The sequence below is a fragment of the Marinifilum caeruleilacunae genome (assembly GCF_013141825.1).
Classification (GTDB): domain Bacteria; phylum Bacteroidota; class Bacteroidia; order Bacteroidales; family Marinifilaceae; genus Marinifilum; species Marinifilum caeruleilacunae.
Window position 1 is genome coordinate 20,922 of record NZ_RZNH01000018.1, and the last position, 16,224, is coordinate 37,145.

The 16,224-nt window shown below is 39.2% G+C and carries 18 protein-coding genes; 6 read left to right on the top strand and 12 right to left on the bottom strand.

Annotated features, from left to right (window positions below):
• Positions 1-4: 4 nt before the first annotated feature.
• Genes nrfD through ELS83_RS11570 form a run of 4 tightly spaced genes read left to right on the top strand, consistent with a single transcriptional unit; the run spans position 5 to position 3,686 of the window.
• Positions 5-1,378: an NrfD/PsrC family molybdoenzyme membrane anchor subunit gene (nrfD, locus tag ELS83_RS11555; RefSeq protein WP_171595728.1), complete on the top strand. Its 1,374-nt coding sequence runs from the start codon at positions 5-7 to the stop codon at positions 1,376-1,378.
• A gap of 4 nt (positions 1,379-1,382) precedes the next feature.
• Positions 1,383-1,904: a DUF3341 domain-containing protein gene (locus ELS83_RS11560; RefSeq protein WP_171595729.1), complete on the top strand. Its 522-nt coding sequence runs from the start codon at positions 1,383-1,385 to the stop codon at positions 1,902-1,904.
• 19 nt (positions 1,905-1,923) lie between these two features.
• A complete protein-coding gene (locus ELS83_RS11565; protein ID WP_171595730.1) occupies positions 1,924-3,087 on the top strand; it encodes a quinol:cytochrome C oxidoreductase in 1,164 nt (387 codons plus the stop codon).
• A 23-nt stretch (positions 3,088-3,110) separates the two neighbouring features.
• Positions 3,111-3,686: a c-type cytochrome gene (locus ELS83_RS11570; RefSeq protein WP_171595731.1), complete on the top strand. Its 576-nt coding sequence runs from the start codon at positions 3,111-3,113 to the stop codon at positions 3,684-3,686.
• A gap of 72 nt (positions 3,687-3,758) precedes the next feature.
• Here the strand turns inward: ELS83_RS11570 and ELS83_RS11575 are convergent, their stop codons facing one another.
• The 7 genes from ELS83_RS11575 to ELS83_RS11605 form a co-directional block, all read right to left on the bottom strand.
• The gene (locus ELS83_RS11575) at positions 3,759-4,079 is read right to left on the bottom strand and encodes a cation transporter (RefSeq protein WP_171595732.1); all 321 of its coding nucleotides are present in this window, start codon (positions 4,077-4,079) and stop codon (positions 3,759-3,761) included.
• 90 nt (positions 4,080-4,169) lie between these two features.
• Positions 4,170-5,036 (bottom strand): protoheme IX farnesyltransferase, encoded by an 867-nt coding sequence (locus tag ELS83_RS11580; RefSeq protein WP_171595733.1) that lies wholly within the window; start codon positions 5,034-5,036, stop codon positions 4,170-4,172.
• Positions 5,037-5,990, bottom strand: a complete 954-nt coding sequence (gene coxB / locus ELS83_RS11585) for a cytochrome c oxidase subunit II (protein ID WP_171595734.1) — start codon at positions 5,988-5,990, stop codon at positions 5,037-5,039.
• A gap of 3 nt (positions 5,991-5,993) precedes the next feature.
• Positions 5,994-6,281: a cytochrome C oxidase subunit IV family protein gene (locus ELS83_RS11590; protein ID WP_171595735.1), complete on the bottom strand. Its 288-nt coding sequence runs from the start codon at positions 6,279-6,281 to the stop codon at positions 5,994-5,996.
• A 10-nt stretch (positions 6,282-6,291) separates the two neighbouring features.
• On the bottom strand, positions 6,292-6,909 hold the full coding sequence (locus ELS83_RS11595; protein ID WP_171595736.1) for a cytochrome c oxidase subunit 3 family protein: 618 nt from the start codon (positions 6,907-6,909) through the stop codon (positions 6,292-6,294).
• A complete protein-coding gene (locus tag ELS83_RS11600; RefSeq protein WP_171595737.1) occupies positions 6,902-8,512 on the bottom strand; it encodes a cytochrome c oxidase subunit I in 1,611 nt (536 codons plus the stop codon). The genes ELS83_RS11595 and ELS83_RS11600 overlap by 8 nt, the downstream gene beginning before the upstream one ends.
• Before the next feature lie 85 nt (positions 8,513-8,597).
• The gene (locus ELS83_RS11605) at positions 8,598-9,380 is read right to left on the bottom strand and encodes an SCO family protein (protein ID WP_171595738.1); all 783 of its coding nucleotides are present in this window, start codon (positions 9,378-9,380) and stop codon (positions 8,598-8,600) included.
• A 225-nt stretch (positions 9,381-9,605) separates the two neighbouring features.
• Between ELS83_RS11605 and ELS83_RS11610 the strand changes: the two genes are divergently transcribed.
• Positions 9,606-10,043: a c-type cytochrome gene (locus ELS83_RS11610; protein ID WP_171595739.1), complete on the top strand. Its 438-nt coding sequence runs from the start codon at positions 9,606-9,608 to the stop codon at positions 10,041-10,043.
• Between the two features lie 51 nt (positions 10,044-10,094).
• Here the strand turns inward: ELS83_RS11610 and ELS83_RS11615 are convergent, their stop codons facing one another.
• Entirely contained in the window at positions 10,095-10,358 is a 264-nt protein-coding gene (locus ELS83_RS11615; protein ID WP_171595740.1) for an SEC-C metal-binding domain-containing protein, read from the bottom strand.
• A 121-nt stretch (positions 10,359-10,479) separates the two neighbouring features.
• Here ELS83_RS11615 and ELS83_RS11620 point away from each other — a divergent pair, with 121 nt between their 5' ends.
• A complete protein-coding gene (locus ELS83_RS11620; protein ID WP_171595741.1) occupies positions 10,480-11,637 on the top strand; it encodes an alpha/beta hydrolase-fold protein in 1,158 nt (385 codons plus the stop codon).
• 3 nt (positions 11,638-11,640) lie between these two features.
• Here the strand turns inward: ELS83_RS11620 and ELS83_RS11625 are convergent, their stop codons facing one another.
• From ELS83_RS11625 to rsfS, 4 genes are all read right to left on the bottom strand, one after another.
• The gene (locus ELS83_RS11625; protein ID WP_171595742.1) at positions 11,641-12,417 is read right to left on the bottom strand and encodes an SDR family oxidoreductase; all 777 of its coding nucleotides are present in this window, start codon (positions 12,415-12,417) and stop codon (positions 11,641-11,643) included.
• A 123-nt stretch (positions 12,418-12,540) separates the two neighbouring features.
• On the bottom strand, positions 12,541-13,365 hold the full coding sequence (locus ELS83_RS11630; RefSeq protein ID WP_171595743.1) for a phosphatidate cytidylyltransferase: 825 nt from the start codon (positions 13,363-13,365) through the stop codon (positions 12,541-12,543).
• A 226-nt stretch (positions 13,366-13,591) separates the two neighbouring features.
• The gene (gene ftsH / locus ELS83_RS11635) at positions 13,592-15,625 is read right to left on the bottom strand and encodes an ATP-dependent zinc metalloprotease FtsH (RefSeq protein ID WP_171595744.1); all 2,034 of its coding nucleotides are present in this window, start codon (positions 15,623-15,625) and stop codon (positions 13,592-13,594) included.
• Between the two features lie 16 nt (positions 15,626-15,641).
• Positions 15,642-16,025 (bottom strand): ribosome silencing factor, encoded by a 384-nt coding sequence (rsfS, locus tag ELS83_RS11640; protein WP_171595745.1) that lies wholly within the window; start codon positions 16,023-16,025, stop codon positions 15,642-15,644.
• Positions 16,026-16,224 lie beyond the last annotated feature (199 nt).

Sequence of the window (16,224 nt, forward strand, 5' to 3'; positions counted from 1 at the left end):
GCTTATGTATGTGTCGCCTATTAGAGAACCCCTTGTAACGGGGAAGAAGACCTACAAGAAAATCACGGATGAAATATCCGCTCCTATCGAAGGCAAGCCTGGTAAAGCCTGGTATGCAGGGATCACCTTAACGGTTTCTGCTTTGCTGCTCGGACTGGCCATGATGGGATATACCATTTGGGAAGGAATCGGAACCTGGGGATTAAACAAAACCATTGGTTGGGGATGGGGAATCACCAACTTTGTGTGGTGGGTTGGTATCGGGCATGCCGGAACCTTTATTTCTGCCATCCTTTTGCTGTTTCGCCAAAAATGGAGAACCAGTATCAACCGTTCGGCCGAGGCAATGACCTTGTTCGCTGTATTGTGTGCAGGTTTGTTCCCTTTAATTCATATGGGCCGACCATTGCTGGGATTTTTCGTTTTCCCATACCCAAATACGCGTGAACTTTGGGTTAACTTTAACTCCCCATTGTTATGGGATGTTTTTGCCATTAGTACCTATTTCACGGTGTCTCTATTGTTCTGGTATGTTGGTTTAATTCCTGATATTGGAACCATAAGAGATCGAATGAAATCCAAATTTAAGAAGTGGATTTACGGATTGTTAAGCTTTGGATGGACCGGATCGGCAAAACACTGGCAGCGCCATGAATCCATCAGTTTGATTTTGGCCGGACTGGCAGCTCCCCTTGTACTATCGGTTCACAGTATTGTAAGTACCGACTTTGCCACTTCCGTGATTCCTGGTTGGCATACCACCATTTTCCCGCCCTATTTTGTTGCGGGGGCCATTTTCTCTGGTTTTGCCATGGTACTTACCTTGCTCATCATTACCAGGAAAGTATTACATCTTGAGAACTATATCACCATCGGTCATATCGAATCGATGAATAAAATTATTATAGCCACAGGTTCCATAGTTGGTATTGCCTACATTACCGAGCTGTTTATTGCCTGGTATTCGGGCGTAGAATACGAACAATATGCATTTTTGAATCGTGCCACAGGTCCATATTGGTGGGCTTACTGGATCATGATGACCTGTAATGTAATTTCACCTCAGTTGCTTTGGTTCAAGAAATTACGTCGAAACCTGGTATTTACTTTCATCCTGTCCATATTCATTAATATTGGAATGTGGTTCGAACGATTTGTAATTATCGTAACCTCTCTTCACCGCGATTATTTACCATCTAGCTGGTCGATGTATGAACCAACAATGGTAGAAGTTGGAATTTTTATAGGAACACTTGGCTTGTTCTTTACCTGTTTTCTTCTGTTTATTCGAGTATTCCCGGTAATTGCCATTGCCGAAGTAAAGAGTGTACTAAAGAGTTCGGGCGATCAAAAAAAGGATAAATCTGAAAAACACTAGAGACATGAGGAGATATATTTCGGCATATTTCGAGGATGAGGAGAATCTTTTAAGAGCAACAAAAGATTTACGAGACAAGCAATTTTCCATTCAGGATGTTCTGACTCCTTTCCCAATTCACGGTTTGGATCCAATTCTGGGATTTAAACGATCGAGGATTCCTACGGTTGGTTTTATTGCAGGAGCCATTGGTTGTATTCTTGCCTTCGGTTTTCAGACCTGGGTATTTACCATTGATTATCCTTTATTTATTGGCGGGAAACCACATTTTGCAATTCCTTCTTTTATTCCCATCACCTTTGAGCTAACAGTATTGTTTGCAGCCTTCGGAATGGTATTCGCTTTCCTGATTCGTTCGAAATTAGGACCTGGAGCCAATAACCCAATTCACGATGAAAGAATTACCGATGACCGCTTCATGATCATTGTTGATTTGGATGAGGCAGGAAATCAGGATGAATTGGTAAAAGAGATCCTTTTAAAGGAAGAGGCGCAGGAAATTAAAGTGAAAGAGATTGATAAATAAACTTCAAAATCACACAGAGATGGATCATAAATATACTTTAAAACGAAAAACACAATATGGAATTTTATCCATAGCGGGCTTTGGAATTCTCTTGCTGATTTTGGGCTATTTTATCGAATCGCCAAACAGGCAGGAATTGTGGGCCAATGTGCTGATCAATAACCTTTATTTCTTATTTATTGCCTTATTTGGAGGTGTTTTCCTGGCGCTTCATAAGATTTCTTACGCAGGATGGTATACAGCCTTAAAACGCATTCCAGAGGCATTAACTAATTTTTTGCCAATTGGGGCAGCTTTAATGTTCCTGATTTATTTTGGAATGCACGATTTGTATCATTGGTCGCACGAAGGACTGAATGATCCTATACTGGAAGGTAAGGCAGCTTACCTAAATGTGCCATTCTTTTTTGCTCGCATGGCGGTGTATTTCATAGGGTGGATTGGCCTGACTTATTTGCTGAAAAAGAACACACTCAACCAGGATGCCAATCCGGATTTGAAGTACCACAACCGGGGAAAAATTCTGGCTGCATTATTCATGGTATTTTTTGCAATTTCCAGTTCAACCATGAGTTGGGATTGGATCATGTCAATAGATGCCCATTGGTTTAGCACCTTGTTTGGCTGGTTTATTTTTATTGGAATGTTTGTTTGTGGCATCGCAACAATTATTTTAATCATTGCTTTCCTGAAATCACAGGGCTATCTCGAATACATCAACAAAGAACACATTCATGATATGGGCAAATACCTATTTGCTTTCAGTATTTTCTGGATGTATTTATGGTTCTCGCAATACCTATTGATTTGGTACAGCCATATCCCTGAGGAAACAGCATATTTTGCCCCACGCCTAAACGATCATACGGTACTGTTTTTTACGGTTCTTGTAATCAATTTCCTGTTCCCATTTCTTGCTCTTATGACAAGGGATTCGAAACGAAATTTAAAATGGTTAAGTTTTGTGGCCATCATCGTACTCATTGGTCACTGGCTGAATGTTTATATGCTGGTAATTCCGGGAACCATTGGAAAAACAGCACAAATTGGTTTAATAGAAATTGGTTTTATAGCACTGTACCTGGGAGGATTCCTGTATGTGGTATTTAGCTCGCTTACCAAAACACCATTGTTGGTGAAAAACGATCCTTTACTCGAAGAAAGTTTCCATTACGAAACCTGATTCATCACCTAAAAAGATTGAATATGAGAACAAACAGATACATATCGATTTTGGCACTCTTGCTGATAGGAGTAATGACTTCATGCGATAAGGATAACAATCATCCTGGCTATTCGTATTTTCCGGATATGCAGGATTCAAGGGCTTATGAAACTTATTCTTCCAATCCGAACTTTGCTGATGGAAAAACGCTTAGATTGCCTGTAGAAGGGACCATCCCACGGGAGATGATTCCTTATGATTTTGAGAAAACACCGGAAAACAGGACTTGGGCAGGACAAAATATCGTGAACATGACTGAAATGAGCATGAAAGATGTAGAGAGGGGAAAAGAGTTGTTTGCCATCTTTTGCATCAATTGTCATGGAGAAAAGGGCGATGGACAAGGGTTTTTATACACAAGTGGGAAATATCCTTATGAGCCCAAAAGTTTGGTTACTGATATCTTGAAAACGACACCAAGAGGTGAGTTTTTCCATGTAATTACTGCCGGATACGGTGTTATGGGTGCCCATGGAGCCCAAATAAAACCAGACGACAGATGGAAGATCATTGAGTACATCAAAGTGGAATTACAAGGAAAAAAAATAGGGCAGTAGAAGCCTAATGGCATAAAAAAAAGAGACATTTCTGGTGAGATGTCTCTTTTTTATATGGGATTACATCCTGTATCATTCATTTACAGTATAGCCTACTGTTTCAATTTTTTGCGCAATCTCCTCACGATTTACCTTGTCTTTTTCCACCATAATGGTAACACGATTATTTTTATGAGAAGCCTTTACTTCTTTTACACCTTTAATCTGTTTTAAACCATTCACCACCGTGTTTTCGCAGCCTGTACAAGTCATGCCAGTAACATTAAATTCCATTTCCTGGTAATCTACCACCTGCGATGATGTTGCTTTTTCAGACTCTCCTGATTTTTTCGTGCTCGATTGACAGGCTGCAAATAATCCAACAGCCAATATCAGAATTAATATTTTTTTCATCTTATTTTTGGTTTAGTTGATTTATAAATTTAGCTAGTATCGTTTTAAATGTCTAGTAAATAATCACTAATAACATTTTGGTAACAGATTCTAAAAGTATAATCGGTCGATACTGATCATGATCATCACCAATAAAAAGTACAGGTTTAGCCTTAGGAACAGCTTTCGAATGTTCATTCGTTCATCCTTTTTAAGCAGGATAAAACTGTTGGGAATGATCCATATGGAAAAAATTAACAAGGCCCAAATTAATATTTCGGATGATATTACTCTAAAAGTTGGTAGCAGCAAGGCTACTACGATGGTTGCCAGCATCCAAATCAAAGTTATTTTTCGAATCTGACTGCGTGTAAATACATCGGTCAAGACTTTGAATCCAGCCTGCTTGTAATCTTCTCCGTACAACATGAGTAAGAGCCAGAAATGGGGAATCTGACCAATAAAAAAGAAAAAGGAAAGGGCCAGTATTGGAGGAGCCAATATATCGCCTCCTGCAGCCACCCAACCAATCCAGGGAGGGAATGCACCGCTTAATGCACCCGGAACCACAGCAAAAGCTGTAAACTGCTTTAAAGGAGTATATACCAGGTTGTACCAGAAAATGGAGAGAATCGCAATCCATAAGCTGCTAATGTTTCCACCCCAGGCCAGGAATCCACAACCGGCTAGCAGAAATAAGGCACTCCACCTCACTGCTTCGGAAATACTAATTTTTCCCGATGGAATAGGCCTGAACTTAGTCCGGTTCATCAAAGCATCTTTTTTGTATTCCTGTACATGATTCAAAGCCGAAGCGCCCATTACAATCAAAAATATACCAAATACTACATGGAACATTTGCCAGGAAATTTCGGGCGTATGCAATATAAATCCAGTAAAACACGATATGGCGATTGGGACAGCAATTTTCACTTTCCCTAATTCTAATAAAACTGATATTTTATCTTGTATATTCATCTATTCCTGATCCTCACTTAAAGTTTTCATGAATTCAATAATTTCTCCAATGTCTTCCTCGGTAAGTTCGTTTTTATAGGAGAGCATTAATCCCTTCTGATATCCATCTACAATATCATCGTTAGGATTGTAAATTGAATTCAATACATATGCACTGTCAACAACAACTTCTCTTTTTTCTTTTCCTGTTTTTACCAGTTCTTTCGATCCGAAAAGGCCTTTCCATGTAGGACCTACCAGTTTCGATCCATCAATGGAGTGGCAAGCCAAACAACCATTCTTCTTTACGATTGCTAGGCCCAAAGCACCTGGTTTGTCCGATATCAGTTGAACGGTCTGGGTTGTATCAATATACCAGGAATCAAATTTTTCCTGCGGCATTACAATCACGGATGTTTGCATGTAGGAATGCCTCAACCCGCAATACTCGGTACAGAACAGGTCGAATTCTCCCTCTCTTCCTGGGATAAACCACATCATGTGTTCCTGTCCGGGAACCACATCCTGTTTCAGTCGAAAAGCAGGAATGTAAACACTATGCAAAACATCCAAAGCCACCAGGTCAAGCTTAATGGCTCTATCGATTGGTACGTATAATGTATCGGTAGTTTTACCGTTTTCGTACTCGAACTGCCAGTTCCACATTCTACCAATTGTTTTGATTTCAAATGCATCATCAGGAGCTTCTTTCATGGGTTTGTAGCCCATCCATCCATAGTAGAACATTACCATTACAAGGGCTGTAGGTATTACAGTCCACAATATTTCGAGGCTAACACTTCCGTGGATTTGTTCTGCTTTTGGGTGTTTCGATTTGCGATATCGAAACACAAAATAGATCATAACAACTGTGATGGCAACAAGGAAGAACATGATAATTCCTAAAATCACCACAAAAGAGGTGTCAACACCTTTTACAAAATTTGAAGCATCGGCTAATCCTTTCGAAAACATAAGCTATCGGTATAAGTAGTCCATGAATGTAATAACTATAACGCAGGCCAGTAGCAAGAACACGCTTGCCACCATGATACCATAAAATTTCTTGTCGAATTTTAAGTGCATGAATATCAGCAATACCAAAAGCGATTTGATACTTGCCAATAGCAATGCCATGGTAACTGTATATGGGCCCAAATCGATCTCAGTAACTATTACCGAAACAAATGTCATAAACAGCAATGCGATCAGGACATATACATATGTTTTGTATTTTACGATGTGTGTATGTTGGTCTTTTTCCATAGTGTTTTATTTAGGTAATGAGATAAAATAATGGGAAAAGGAAAATCCAGATTAAATCGACAAGATGCCAGTATAATCCACTGTTCTCGAGAATGACAAAATTATCGTGCTGCACTTCATTCTTAACAACAAGGTGCATCACATAACCAATAAAGGCCATACCTATCAGGATGTGAAGAGCATGTAATCCGGTCATAGCATAATACAGACCAAAAAACAGCAGTTCGCCACGACTAGCCTCCTGCAATGTCATACTGCCCGGATAAATACCATGTGATATTTTGCCGCTCCATTCAAAGTACTTGTTCACCATAAAGGCAAGTGCCAGGAGCATGGTAACCGCCATTAATATCAGCGTTAGCTTTTTGTTTTTATATTGAATAGCGCTAATCGACATGGCAATGGTCATACTACTTACCAGCAGAATAACGGTATTGATTGTACCCAGGGTTGTGTCTAGCTCTTCGGCAGCCAAATGAAAGGCCAAAGGGTTTAAATATCGATAAACCGAATAGGCAATGAAGAGTCCACCAAATAGGAGTAGTTCGGTGAAAATGAATATCCACATACCGGTTTTTGCACCTTCATCGTCTCTGTGTTCGTCTATGTGTACCTGATGATCATTCATATCCGTAAGGGTGTTTGGTTACAGTTGGAATTTCTTCAAAATTTTCAAGGCTTGGAGGACTTGCAACGGTCCATTCCAGGGTTTTGCCTTTCCAAGGATCAGCTTCGGCTGGTTCTCCATGCTTGGCCGATCGAACAAGGTTGGTGATGATGATAATTAAACCAGATATCATCAGTAAAGCACCCAGTGATGAGACAATGTTCGGACCATGGAATTCGTCAACATAGTCGTAATACCTGCGAGGCATACCTGTCATTCCCAAATAGAACATGGGCAGGTAAAGGATGTTGAATCCTGTAAAGAAAATAGCCAGGCCGATATTTGCCCATGATTTATCGTACATTCTTCCGAACATTTTAGGATACCAGTAATGAATGGCACCGAAGAATGCGTATCCGGTTCCACCAAATACAATAAAGTGGAAGTGAGCCACAACAAAGGCGGTATCATGTAAATGAACATTGGTTGATAATGCGCCGAGCACCATACCCGATAAACCACCTACCATAAAGACAAAGAGGAAAGAGAGTGCCCATAAAAATGGGGTTTGAATATCGATGGATGCTTTGTGCAGTGTTGCTACCCAGTTAAAGATTTTGATGGCACTAGGTATGGCAACAAAGAAGGTTAAAATGGAGAAGGTGTAGAGCGCCGTACCACTCATTCCCGAGGTAAACATGTGATGTCCCCAAACAAAATAGCCAACAAATGCAATGGCCAGGGTCGAAACTACAATGGCTTTGTATCCAAATATGGTTTTTCGGGCAAATGTTGGAATGATTTCAGAAATTACACCCATGGCAGGGAGAATCATGATGTATACTGCTGGATGAGAATAGATCCAGAACAGATGTTGATACAGGATTGGATCGCCCCCTAATGCAGGATCGAAGAATCCGATTTGCATGGTTCTTTCCAATACAATCATTAGTAAAGTAACACCTACAATTGGAGTAGCCAGTACTTGTATCCAGGACGTGCCGTAAAGTGCCCATGGGAACAATGGCATTTTCATCCATGTCATTCCGGGAGCACGCATTCTGTGCACGGTTACAATAAAATTAATACCTGTTGCAATGGATGAAAATCCTAATACAAATGCACCTGTTACAGCTGGAAGCATGTTGGTTCCCGTTCTAAAACTGTATGGCGCGTAAAATGTCCAACCTGTATCTGGTGGTCCGTCGCCTAAAAACTGGGCCGATAATGCAATGAAAGCCCCAATAATATAGATCCACCAGGATAGGAGGTTCAGTTTTGGAAAGGCCACATCTTTTGCACCAATCATGATGGGCAGAAAGAAATTCCCAAAAACCGCAGGCAAGCCTGGTACAACAATCAGGAATATCATGGTTATGCCATGTAAGGTGAAGAAACTGTTATAGGTTTGAGCATCCATTATGGTTTTGCCTGGAGCGATTAGCTCAATCTTCATGGCAAGTCCGAGCAAGGCTGCTACACTAAACAATACTAACATGCTGTACAAATAAAGCAGACCAATTCTTTTGTGGTCTGTCGAGAAAATCCAGGCAAACAGACCTTTGAATCGTCCTTTGTATTCAAGGTAACTCACCTCGGTGTGCTGATTTACGGTTTCTGACATATGTGTAGGTATTAATTTATTTCTGAACACAAAATACACGCATTACTTCCTGTTTGATGTAGTTGTGATCTGTGTGATTTCGTGCTTACGCTTTCTTTTTCTTAGGTCTTCTAATCACCAGTAAGAGGAATACAATAATTCCCATTGCAAGTATGATTGTACCCGTTATTTTTGTAATGTTTAAAACATAGGCCTGTCCGACAGGATCGTATGAATAACAGTACTGCAAAATTTTATTGATGGTTGGCCCGGTTTGCCCTTTGGAAGCCTCTATCATCGCCAACTTGAATTCGAATGGCAGAAAGTAGGTTCCATTTAAGTAGCGGGTAATTTTACCCTCAGGACTTAAAACAATTACAGTTGCTGCATGAGTGTAATCGTTTCCGGTCTTTTTGTAACGAAAACCCATGCTTTGCGTTGCTTTCGCGATATTAATACTATCGGCAGTAAAGAATTTCCAACCTTCTTCGGTGTTTTTGCCTTTCACCAACGACTTGTAATTGTTCTTCTTTTTAATGGCCAGATCTATGGTTTCGCTGGGATCGAAGCTTATGGTCAGCACCTGGTAATCTTCCGATAGGTTTAAATCGCTTTTTTCCACGACCTCGGCCAGTCCATCCATAAGCGGACTGCAAATCCCAGGACAACGGTAGTATACAAATATTAAAGCGGTTGGCTTATCAATCTGTTCTTTCAGATTTACAAGCTTTCCAGCTTCATTTGTTATCATTATGTCATCTGGAATGTATTCGTCAAGATGCTCAATTACACCAACTTCGAAATCGTAATATAATTCTTTGGCATCTTGGCTGAGCGAAATAAAAGATTGAAGAAGAAAGGCCAGGCAGAATGCAAGTTTTAACTTCATAGTTATTCCTCCAATTTTAGGGTTTAGGAGAGAAAAATGGGCAATGATACAATCAAATTATTCTCGTCCGGTTAAGTGGTTCTATATAAATATATAAAATAATTTTGTAGTTTTTTATGCTTAACTTTCTTTTTTTGCGACACTTAGCTATTTAGATTATAGTTTTATTTTGATATTATCACTTGTGTTAATTATTTTTATTGGGTCTAAACAAGAATTTAAAGCATGAAATTAATAAACCTAATATTTGTCTTTCTCGCTATCATTTCACTATCCTCGTGTGGAGGTTCCGATTCGAAAAAGAAATTGAAAACCGACACTGCCGTGACTCTTTCGGCAGAGGATTTGGAAAAAGGTGCGAGCCTGTATCGGGCCAAATGTATGAACTGCCATATGAAATCGGGAAAAGGGATTGAAAAGTTTTATCCTCCTCTGGCCGATTCCGATTACTTGAGGGAGAACCTGGAGGAGTCTATCTATATGGTGAAATTCGGAAGCAATAAGCCCATTAAAGTAAATGGTATAAAATACAATAGCTTAATGCCCGCATCGGGTTTAACCGATAAGGAACTGGTGCTGGTTTTCAACTACATTTTAAACTCCTGGGGGAACGATTATGGAAGCATTAGTCTCGAGCAGGTAGAGGCAGTTAAACGCAAATAAAAAAGAGATCATTCAATTTGAATGATCTCTTTTGCTATTGGTATATTGTGTTTAGCTTACACTTGATTTAACGCGGAAGTGTTCTTTTCTCAACTTTTTAATTGACATTATCTTGATTTCATGTTCTCCGGTTTTATCATCTACTTTTCGAACCGCAAGTTTACTTCTCTTTTGATGATCGGGATAGTGGCATGTTTTGTATTTTTTTCCACTATCGCAATAGCATTTTTCATTGCGTTCCATTTTAACGTAGTAAAATTCTTCCTCTTCAGTTGAATTGAAGAAGCTCAGAATATTGTCAAGTAAATTCTTCATTGTATAAGAGTTTTAGGGTTACACTTTGGGTTCCTTTAAGTTAGGATTTATCTTATTTGGAAGCAAATGAAATTTTCAATTTCCAGTGAAGTATGCTAGCTTTAGAACTTTAAATAAGCTTATGGTACTTAAACAAATGAAAAGTAGTTTCCTGGTTTCGCTCATAATACTGATGCTTGTTTGTTCTTGCAAACAGAAGAATTTGCATGTAGTAAAGTTTGAAATTGAGGTGAGTAATTTGCCCGAAAATAAAAGTGTATACATTACAGGAAATCATGAAAAATTAGGCAGTTGGAATCCTAAAGCTGTAAAGTTGGATCAAAGCGGACAAGATCGGTTCGAAAAAGAATTTGTTTTTGAAAAAGGCGATGAGCTGGAATTTAAATTCACTTTGGGTACATGGTCAGAAGAGGCATTGGATGATCAAGCTAAACCAAGAGAAAATCAGCTTCTCAATGTACAAAAGGATACTAGCATTCAAATCTCAATTCTTCAGTGGAAATCGGACACAATTCAATATACAGAAGGACAAGTTACCGGAAAAGTGGTATATCACAAACAGTTAGAATGGAAAGGTTTAGCCAGTAGAGATATTGTAGTTTGGTTGCCTCCCAATTACGAGAAAGAGAAAAACAGAAAATATTCGGTTTTGTATATGCAGGATGGACAAAATTGCTTCGATCCTAAAACAAGTTCTTTTGGTGTGGATTGGCAAATTGATGAAAGCTGTACCGATTTAATAGGCAGGAATACAATTGAACCGCTAATTGTGGTTGGAATTTACAATACTCCCAATCGATCGAAAGAATATGTTCCGGGATTGGATGGAGATCGATATATGGAACTGCTCACAAAAAAAATAAAACCTTTTATCGATAGTAATTATAGAACTTACGGTGATAGAGAGCACACTGCGGTGGGAGGATCATCGGCCGGAGGAACCATTTCTTTTATGCTGCTTTGGGAGTATCCCGAAATTTTTTCGAAAGCCATATGCATGTCACCAGCATTTAAAATTGAGGATATCGACTATGTAAAAGTAGTTCGGGGCGATGAGGATTGCAAACGAGACATTCGAATTTATATCGATAATGGAGGAATAGGTTTGGAAAAAAGACTACAAACAGGAATTGATGAGATGTTGGTTGAATTGCAGAAGAAAGGCTATGTTCTTGATCGTGATTTGTTTTGGCAATTAGATACCACTGCACAGCATAATGAAAAAGCCTGGGCAAAGAGAATGCCTCAGGCTTTAAAAATCTTATTTGCTGCGCCCTAAATTTTATCCGTGTACTCCTAAAATCTGACCACCATCAACACTAATGGTCTGACCCGAGATGTATCCCGAAGCAGGAGAGAGTAACCAAACTGCCAGCTGTCCTAAATCATCGGGATTTCCCATTTTTTTCATGCGAATGCCTGAAGCGATTTTGTCTTTGGCTTCCTGTGCCGTAATATTTTCCTGTTCTGCTTTTTTATCCAGCAATCGGTTAATGGCTGGTGTTTCATGATATCCCGGTCCAACAATATTTAGGGTAACACCCGAATCGGCAATTTCTTGCGACAGGGTTTTTACAAAACCAACCACCGATAGTCTCAAGGATGTACTCAACACCAAATTATCAATGGGTTGTTTAACCGATGAACTTTCCAGAAATACCATTCTTCCATACGATTCTTTCATCATTAGCGGAACCAATGCTTGAGTCAATTCAACTTTCCATCTCAGCAATTGCTGATAAGCATTATCCCAATCTTCAATTTTGGTTTCCAGTGTTTTCATGGCCGGAGGACCACCAGCATTAATAAATGCACCCGCAAGTTTTCTGCTCCCAATTTGATCGAGCAAGCGCTTAATGCTGGCAGGTTCAGTAATATCAGCACAAAGCGTTTCAACTAATGTTGGATATTGCTTTTGCAGTGCGTTTAGCTGTTCTTTGCCACGAGCAATGGCAATTACTTTGGCTTTATCTTCTACCAAGTACTTTAATACAGCAGCACCAAAGCCCGATGTTGCTCCACAAACAATAAACAGTTGATCTTTAATATGTAAATCCATAAAGAAATTATTTTTTTAGAATGAATAACTACTAAAAATAACTTTTTCTTTTCGGATTTTAGGGATGAGGCTGAATATTTAATACCAATAGGTATTTTATTTCTAAAATGGTACGGGAGTTTATTAACGGAAGAATTGGTTGATTACTTGTAGCAATACAAATATCATTGGCGAAACCAAAAGCAGGGCATCAAAGCGGTCCAGTAAACCACCATGTCCTGGAATAATAGTGCCCGAATCTTTAATGTTGATGCTTCGTTTTAACAGGGATTCCACCAAATCGCCCATCGATCCAAATACCACAACAATAACACCGGTGGCGATCCATTCAATGGTGTTTAAATCTTTTGTATATAAGGAAATTAGGTAGGCAATAACTAGCGTGATTACAGCACCTCCAATACTTCCTTCCCACGATTTTTTTGGCGAAATTCTTTCGAAAAGTCGATGTTTCCCAAAGTTTACTCCTACCAAATAAGCACCCGTATCATTTGCCCAGATCAAGACAAACACACCCATTAAAATCTCCCAGTGAAACTGATTATCACCAAAAGGGAATACCAGGAAATTTAATAGCGAAAAGGGCAGAGCAACATAAAGCAAACCCATAAAAGTGTAGGCTATGTTGCCAAAAGGATTTTCCTTCTTGCGGTACATTTCAATAATTGGAATGAGTACCAAAAGTGGCACAAATAGCGCAAATAAGGAGGCGTTATTATAGTAGGTATATGCAAAGCAGGAAGTAAACAGCAAACCTGCACCAATTAATCCTGTGGCAATTTGAGGAACACAATTGTTTTTTTGAATCAGTTTGTAGAATTCGTAACTCGCCAGAAGGGTAATGCCCAAAAATACAGCAAAAAATGCAATGGGATGAAAAATGATTCCTGCTACCAGTACAATTACGAAAATGGCTCCAAATAATGCCCTTGTTAAAAAGTTCCCCACGTGAAATGAATTAATAGTTCCTCTGATGCATGGCATCAAACTGCTGACTTAGTGCTTCAGCTTTCAAAAGTAGTGTTTTTTCACGACTTATTTTAGTAAGATCTTTTCAGATGTGAATTTTACATCATAGGCTTTGCTGTTTATCAGCAGATCACTTGAGTGTGTCAAAAACAAAAAGCTGAATCACCATAGGCAATTCAGCTTTTCAATATGCTAGATCTGCAGTTTATACTGCTTTACTTTCGTTGTCGTCTTTTGGCGTTTCTTCTGTTGTTGGAGGAACAATTTTCTTTTCCTCTTCAGTTGATTTTCCAAAATCTCTTTTCCCGAAAATCTCTTCCAAATCTTCGCTAAAGATCACCTCACGCTCCAAAAGAAGTTCAGCCAGTTTGTTGTGACCTTCCTCGTTATCGCGAAGTACTTGTTTCGCTCTTTCGTAGCTGTCCTCAATCAAAGTTTTCACTTCCTGATCGATCAATTCAGCCGTTTTTTCGCTATAAGGTTTTGAGAACGAATAATCAGACTGACCTGAAGAATCGTAATAGCTCACATTACCAACCTTATCGCTCATACCAAAGATGGAAACCATGGCAATTGCCTGTTTGGTTACCTTTTCCAGATCGTTCTGTGCACCAGTCGATACCTTACCAAAGGTAATCTCTTCGGCAGCTCTACCACCCAGGGTCGAACACATCTCATCCAGCATCTGTTCTTTGGTTGTAATGCTTCTCTCTTCTGGAAGATACCAGGCAGCACCAAGCGCTTTACCACGCGGTACAATGGTTACTTTCACCAAAGGATGGGCATGTTCGAGCAACCAAGAAATTGTTGCGTGACCCGCTTCATGAAAAGCAATTGTCTTTTTCTCTTCCAATGAGATGATTTTATTTTTCTTTTCTAAACCTCCAATAATACGGTCGATGGCATCAAGGAAGTCTTGTTTTTCGATAATGTCCTTTTTCTTTCTTGCAGCGATAAGAGCCGATTCGTTACAAACATTGGCAATATCGGCACCCGAGAATCCCGGAGTTTGTTTTGCTAAAAATTCCTGATCAATTTTCGGATCAAGTTTCAATGGTTTCAAGTGAACATTGAAAATTTCTCTACGTTCGTTCAAATCCGGCAATTCAACATGAATTTGTCGATCGAAACGTCCTGCACGCATTAAGGCGCGGTCAAGAATATCGGCACGGTTGGTTGCAGCAAGAATAATTACACCCGAGTTGGTATCGAAACCATCCATTTCTGTTAACAGCTGGTTCAAGGTATTCTCACGCTCATCGTTCGATCCCATATTCGGATTCTTACCACGGGCACGACCAATTGCATCAATCTCATCGATAAATACAATACAAGGTGCTTTCTCTTTGGCTTGCTTGAACAAATCGCGAACTCGGCTTGCTCCAACACCTACAAACATCTCAACAAAATCGGAACCCGACATGCTGAAGAATGGCACGTTTGCTTCTCCTGCAACAGCTTTTGCCAACAAGGTTTTACCTGTTCCCGGAGGTCCTACAAGTAATGCTCCTTTCGGAATTTTACCACCTAATTTTGTATAGCGTTGTGGATGTTTCAGGAATTCTACAATCTCTTCAACTTCCTGTTTAGCTTCGGCCAAACCGGCAACATCGTTAAAATTTACATTGATATTTGATTCCTTATCGAATACCTTGGCCTTCGATTTACCAACATTAAAGATGTTACCACCTCCGCCACCGCCACCGGCGCCACGGCTCATTCTACGGAATACATAGAACCAAATTCCGATAATCAGTGCAAAGGGAAGAATCCAACCAATGAAATCACCAAAGTAATTTTCATGCGTTGTATATTCAGGTTCAACCCTATCGTATTCAGATATTCTCTCCTGTGCTTTATCTAATTGTTCGGCAAACTGCTCAATAGAACCAATTGGGAATGTGTAATGAGGTCCCGCTTTAGAAGGGGAGTCAAAACTCGATTCGAAAAGATCAGGATACTTGTCTAAACTCTCTTCTCTCAGGTAAACATTTACCTCTAAAAGGTTTCTGATTACAACAATTCGATCAACATCCTGGTTGCGAATCATTTCATTTTTCACCTTCTGCCAACTGGTTTCTTTCGGACTTTGTCCTAAATCCAACAAATTAAGGGCAATAAAGGCTACAGCAATTAAACCATAAATCCAATAAGCATTGAATTTTGGAGGCTTAATCATATTGTTCCCATTTTTCCCTTTCGAAAATGGAGATTTATTTTGATTATTATTCTCTGTCATTCTTTTTAGTTAAAGGTTATTGATTTGGCTGAGGATCCTCAATTCGGGTTACCGGAGCATCGGCCCATAAACTTTCTAATTTATAAAAGTCTCTATATTCTTTTTGGAAAACATGAACAACTACATCTGCGTAATCCAACAAGATCCATTGTGCATTTTGCAATCCTTCTTTTTTCCACACTTTTTCGTTTACTTCTTCTCTTACGTAATCTTCAACAGAATCGGCCAAACCTGTTACGTGAGTAGTCGATGTTCCGTTGCAGACAACAAAATACTTACATACCGAGTTGTCAATATTTCTTAGGTCTATTTTTACGATATCTTCTGCCTTCTTCTCTTGCAACCCTTCAATAATAGCCTCAACAAGCTCTTCTGAGTTATACTCCTGCTTTTTTGTCATATTTTAATTTTACTTACAAAGATAATTTTTTTTTATTCTCAATAACTTCCTTTTGCACATTGCTTACAGAAAGGGTGATATTTTACATTTTGTCATTTTTTCAGTCCATAAAATTGAACTTTTACCCACTAGTAAAACAATTTAATCTTTCTTTTTATTTTTGTACCTGTAGATTCTACTATTAATAAAGATAGTAATT

Excerpts from the sequence above, each read along its gene's own strand:
- nrfD (WP_171595728.1), top strand. The coding sequence starts at position 5 with ATGTATGTGTCGCCTATTAGAGAACCCCTTGTAACGGGGAAGAAGACC.
- ELS83_RS11560 (WP_171595729.1), top strand. The coding sequence starts at position 1,383 with ATGAGGAGATATATTTCGGCATATTTCGAGGATGAGGAGAATCTTTTA.
- ELS83_RS11565 (WP_171595730.1), top strand. The coding sequence starts at position 1,924 with ATGGATCATAAATATACTTTAAAACGAAAAACACAATATGGAATTTTA.
- ELS83_RS11570 (WP_171595731.1), top strand. The coding sequence starts at position 3,111 with ATGAGAACAAACAGATACATATCGATTTTGGCACTCTTGCTGATAGGA.
- ELS83_RS11575 (WP_171595732.1), bottom strand. The coding sequence starts at position 4,079 with ATGAAAAAAATATTAATTCTGATATTGGCTGTTGGATTATTTGCAGCC.
- ELS83_RS11580 (WP_171595733.1), bottom strand. The coding sequence starts at position 5,036 with ATGAATATACAAGATAAAATATCAGTTTTATTAGAATTAGGGAAAGTG.
- coxB (WP_171595734.1), bottom strand. The coding sequence starts at position 5,990 with ATGTTTTCGAAAGGATTAGCCGATGCTTCAAATTTTGTAAAAGGTGTT.
- ELS83_RS11590 (WP_171595735.1), bottom strand. The coding sequence starts at position 6,281 with ATGGAAAAAGACCAACATACACACATCGTAAAATACAAAACATATGTA.
- ELS83_RS11595 (WP_171595736.1), bottom strand. The coding sequence starts at position 6,909 with ATGAATGATCATCAGGTACACATAGACGAACACAGAGACGATGAAGGT.
- ELS83_RS11600 (WP_171595737.1), bottom strand. The coding sequence starts at position 8,512 with ATGTCAGAAACCGTAAATCAGCACACCGAGGTGAGTTACCTTGAATAC.
- ELS83_RS11605 (WP_171595738.1), bottom strand. The coding sequence starts at position 9,380 with ATGAAGTTAAAACTTGCATTCTGCCTGGCCTTTCTTCTTCAATCTTTT.
- ELS83_RS11610 (WP_171595739.1), top strand. The coding sequence starts at position 9,606 with ATGAAATTAATAAACCTAATATTTGTCTTTCTCGCTATCATTTCACTA.
- ELS83_RS11615 (WP_171595740.1), bottom strand. The coding sequence starts at position 10,358 with ATGAAGAATTTACTTGACAATATTCTGAGCTTCTTCAATTCAACTGAA.
- ELS83_RS11620 (WP_171595741.1), top strand. The coding sequence starts at position 10,480 with ATGGTACTTAAACAAATGAAAAGTAGTTTCCTGGTTTCGCTCATAATA.
- ELS83_RS11625 (WP_171595742.1), bottom strand. The coding sequence starts at position 12,417 with ATGGATTTACATATTAAAGATCAACTGTTTATTGTTTGTGGAGCAACA.
- ftsH (WP_171595744.1), bottom strand. The coding sequence starts at position 15,625 with ATGACAGAGAATAATAATCAAAATAAATCTCCATTTTCGAAAGGGAAA.
- rsfS (WP_171595745.1), bottom strand. The coding sequence starts at position 16,025 with ATGACAAAAAAGCAGGAGTATAACTCAGAAGAGCTTGTTGAGGCTATT.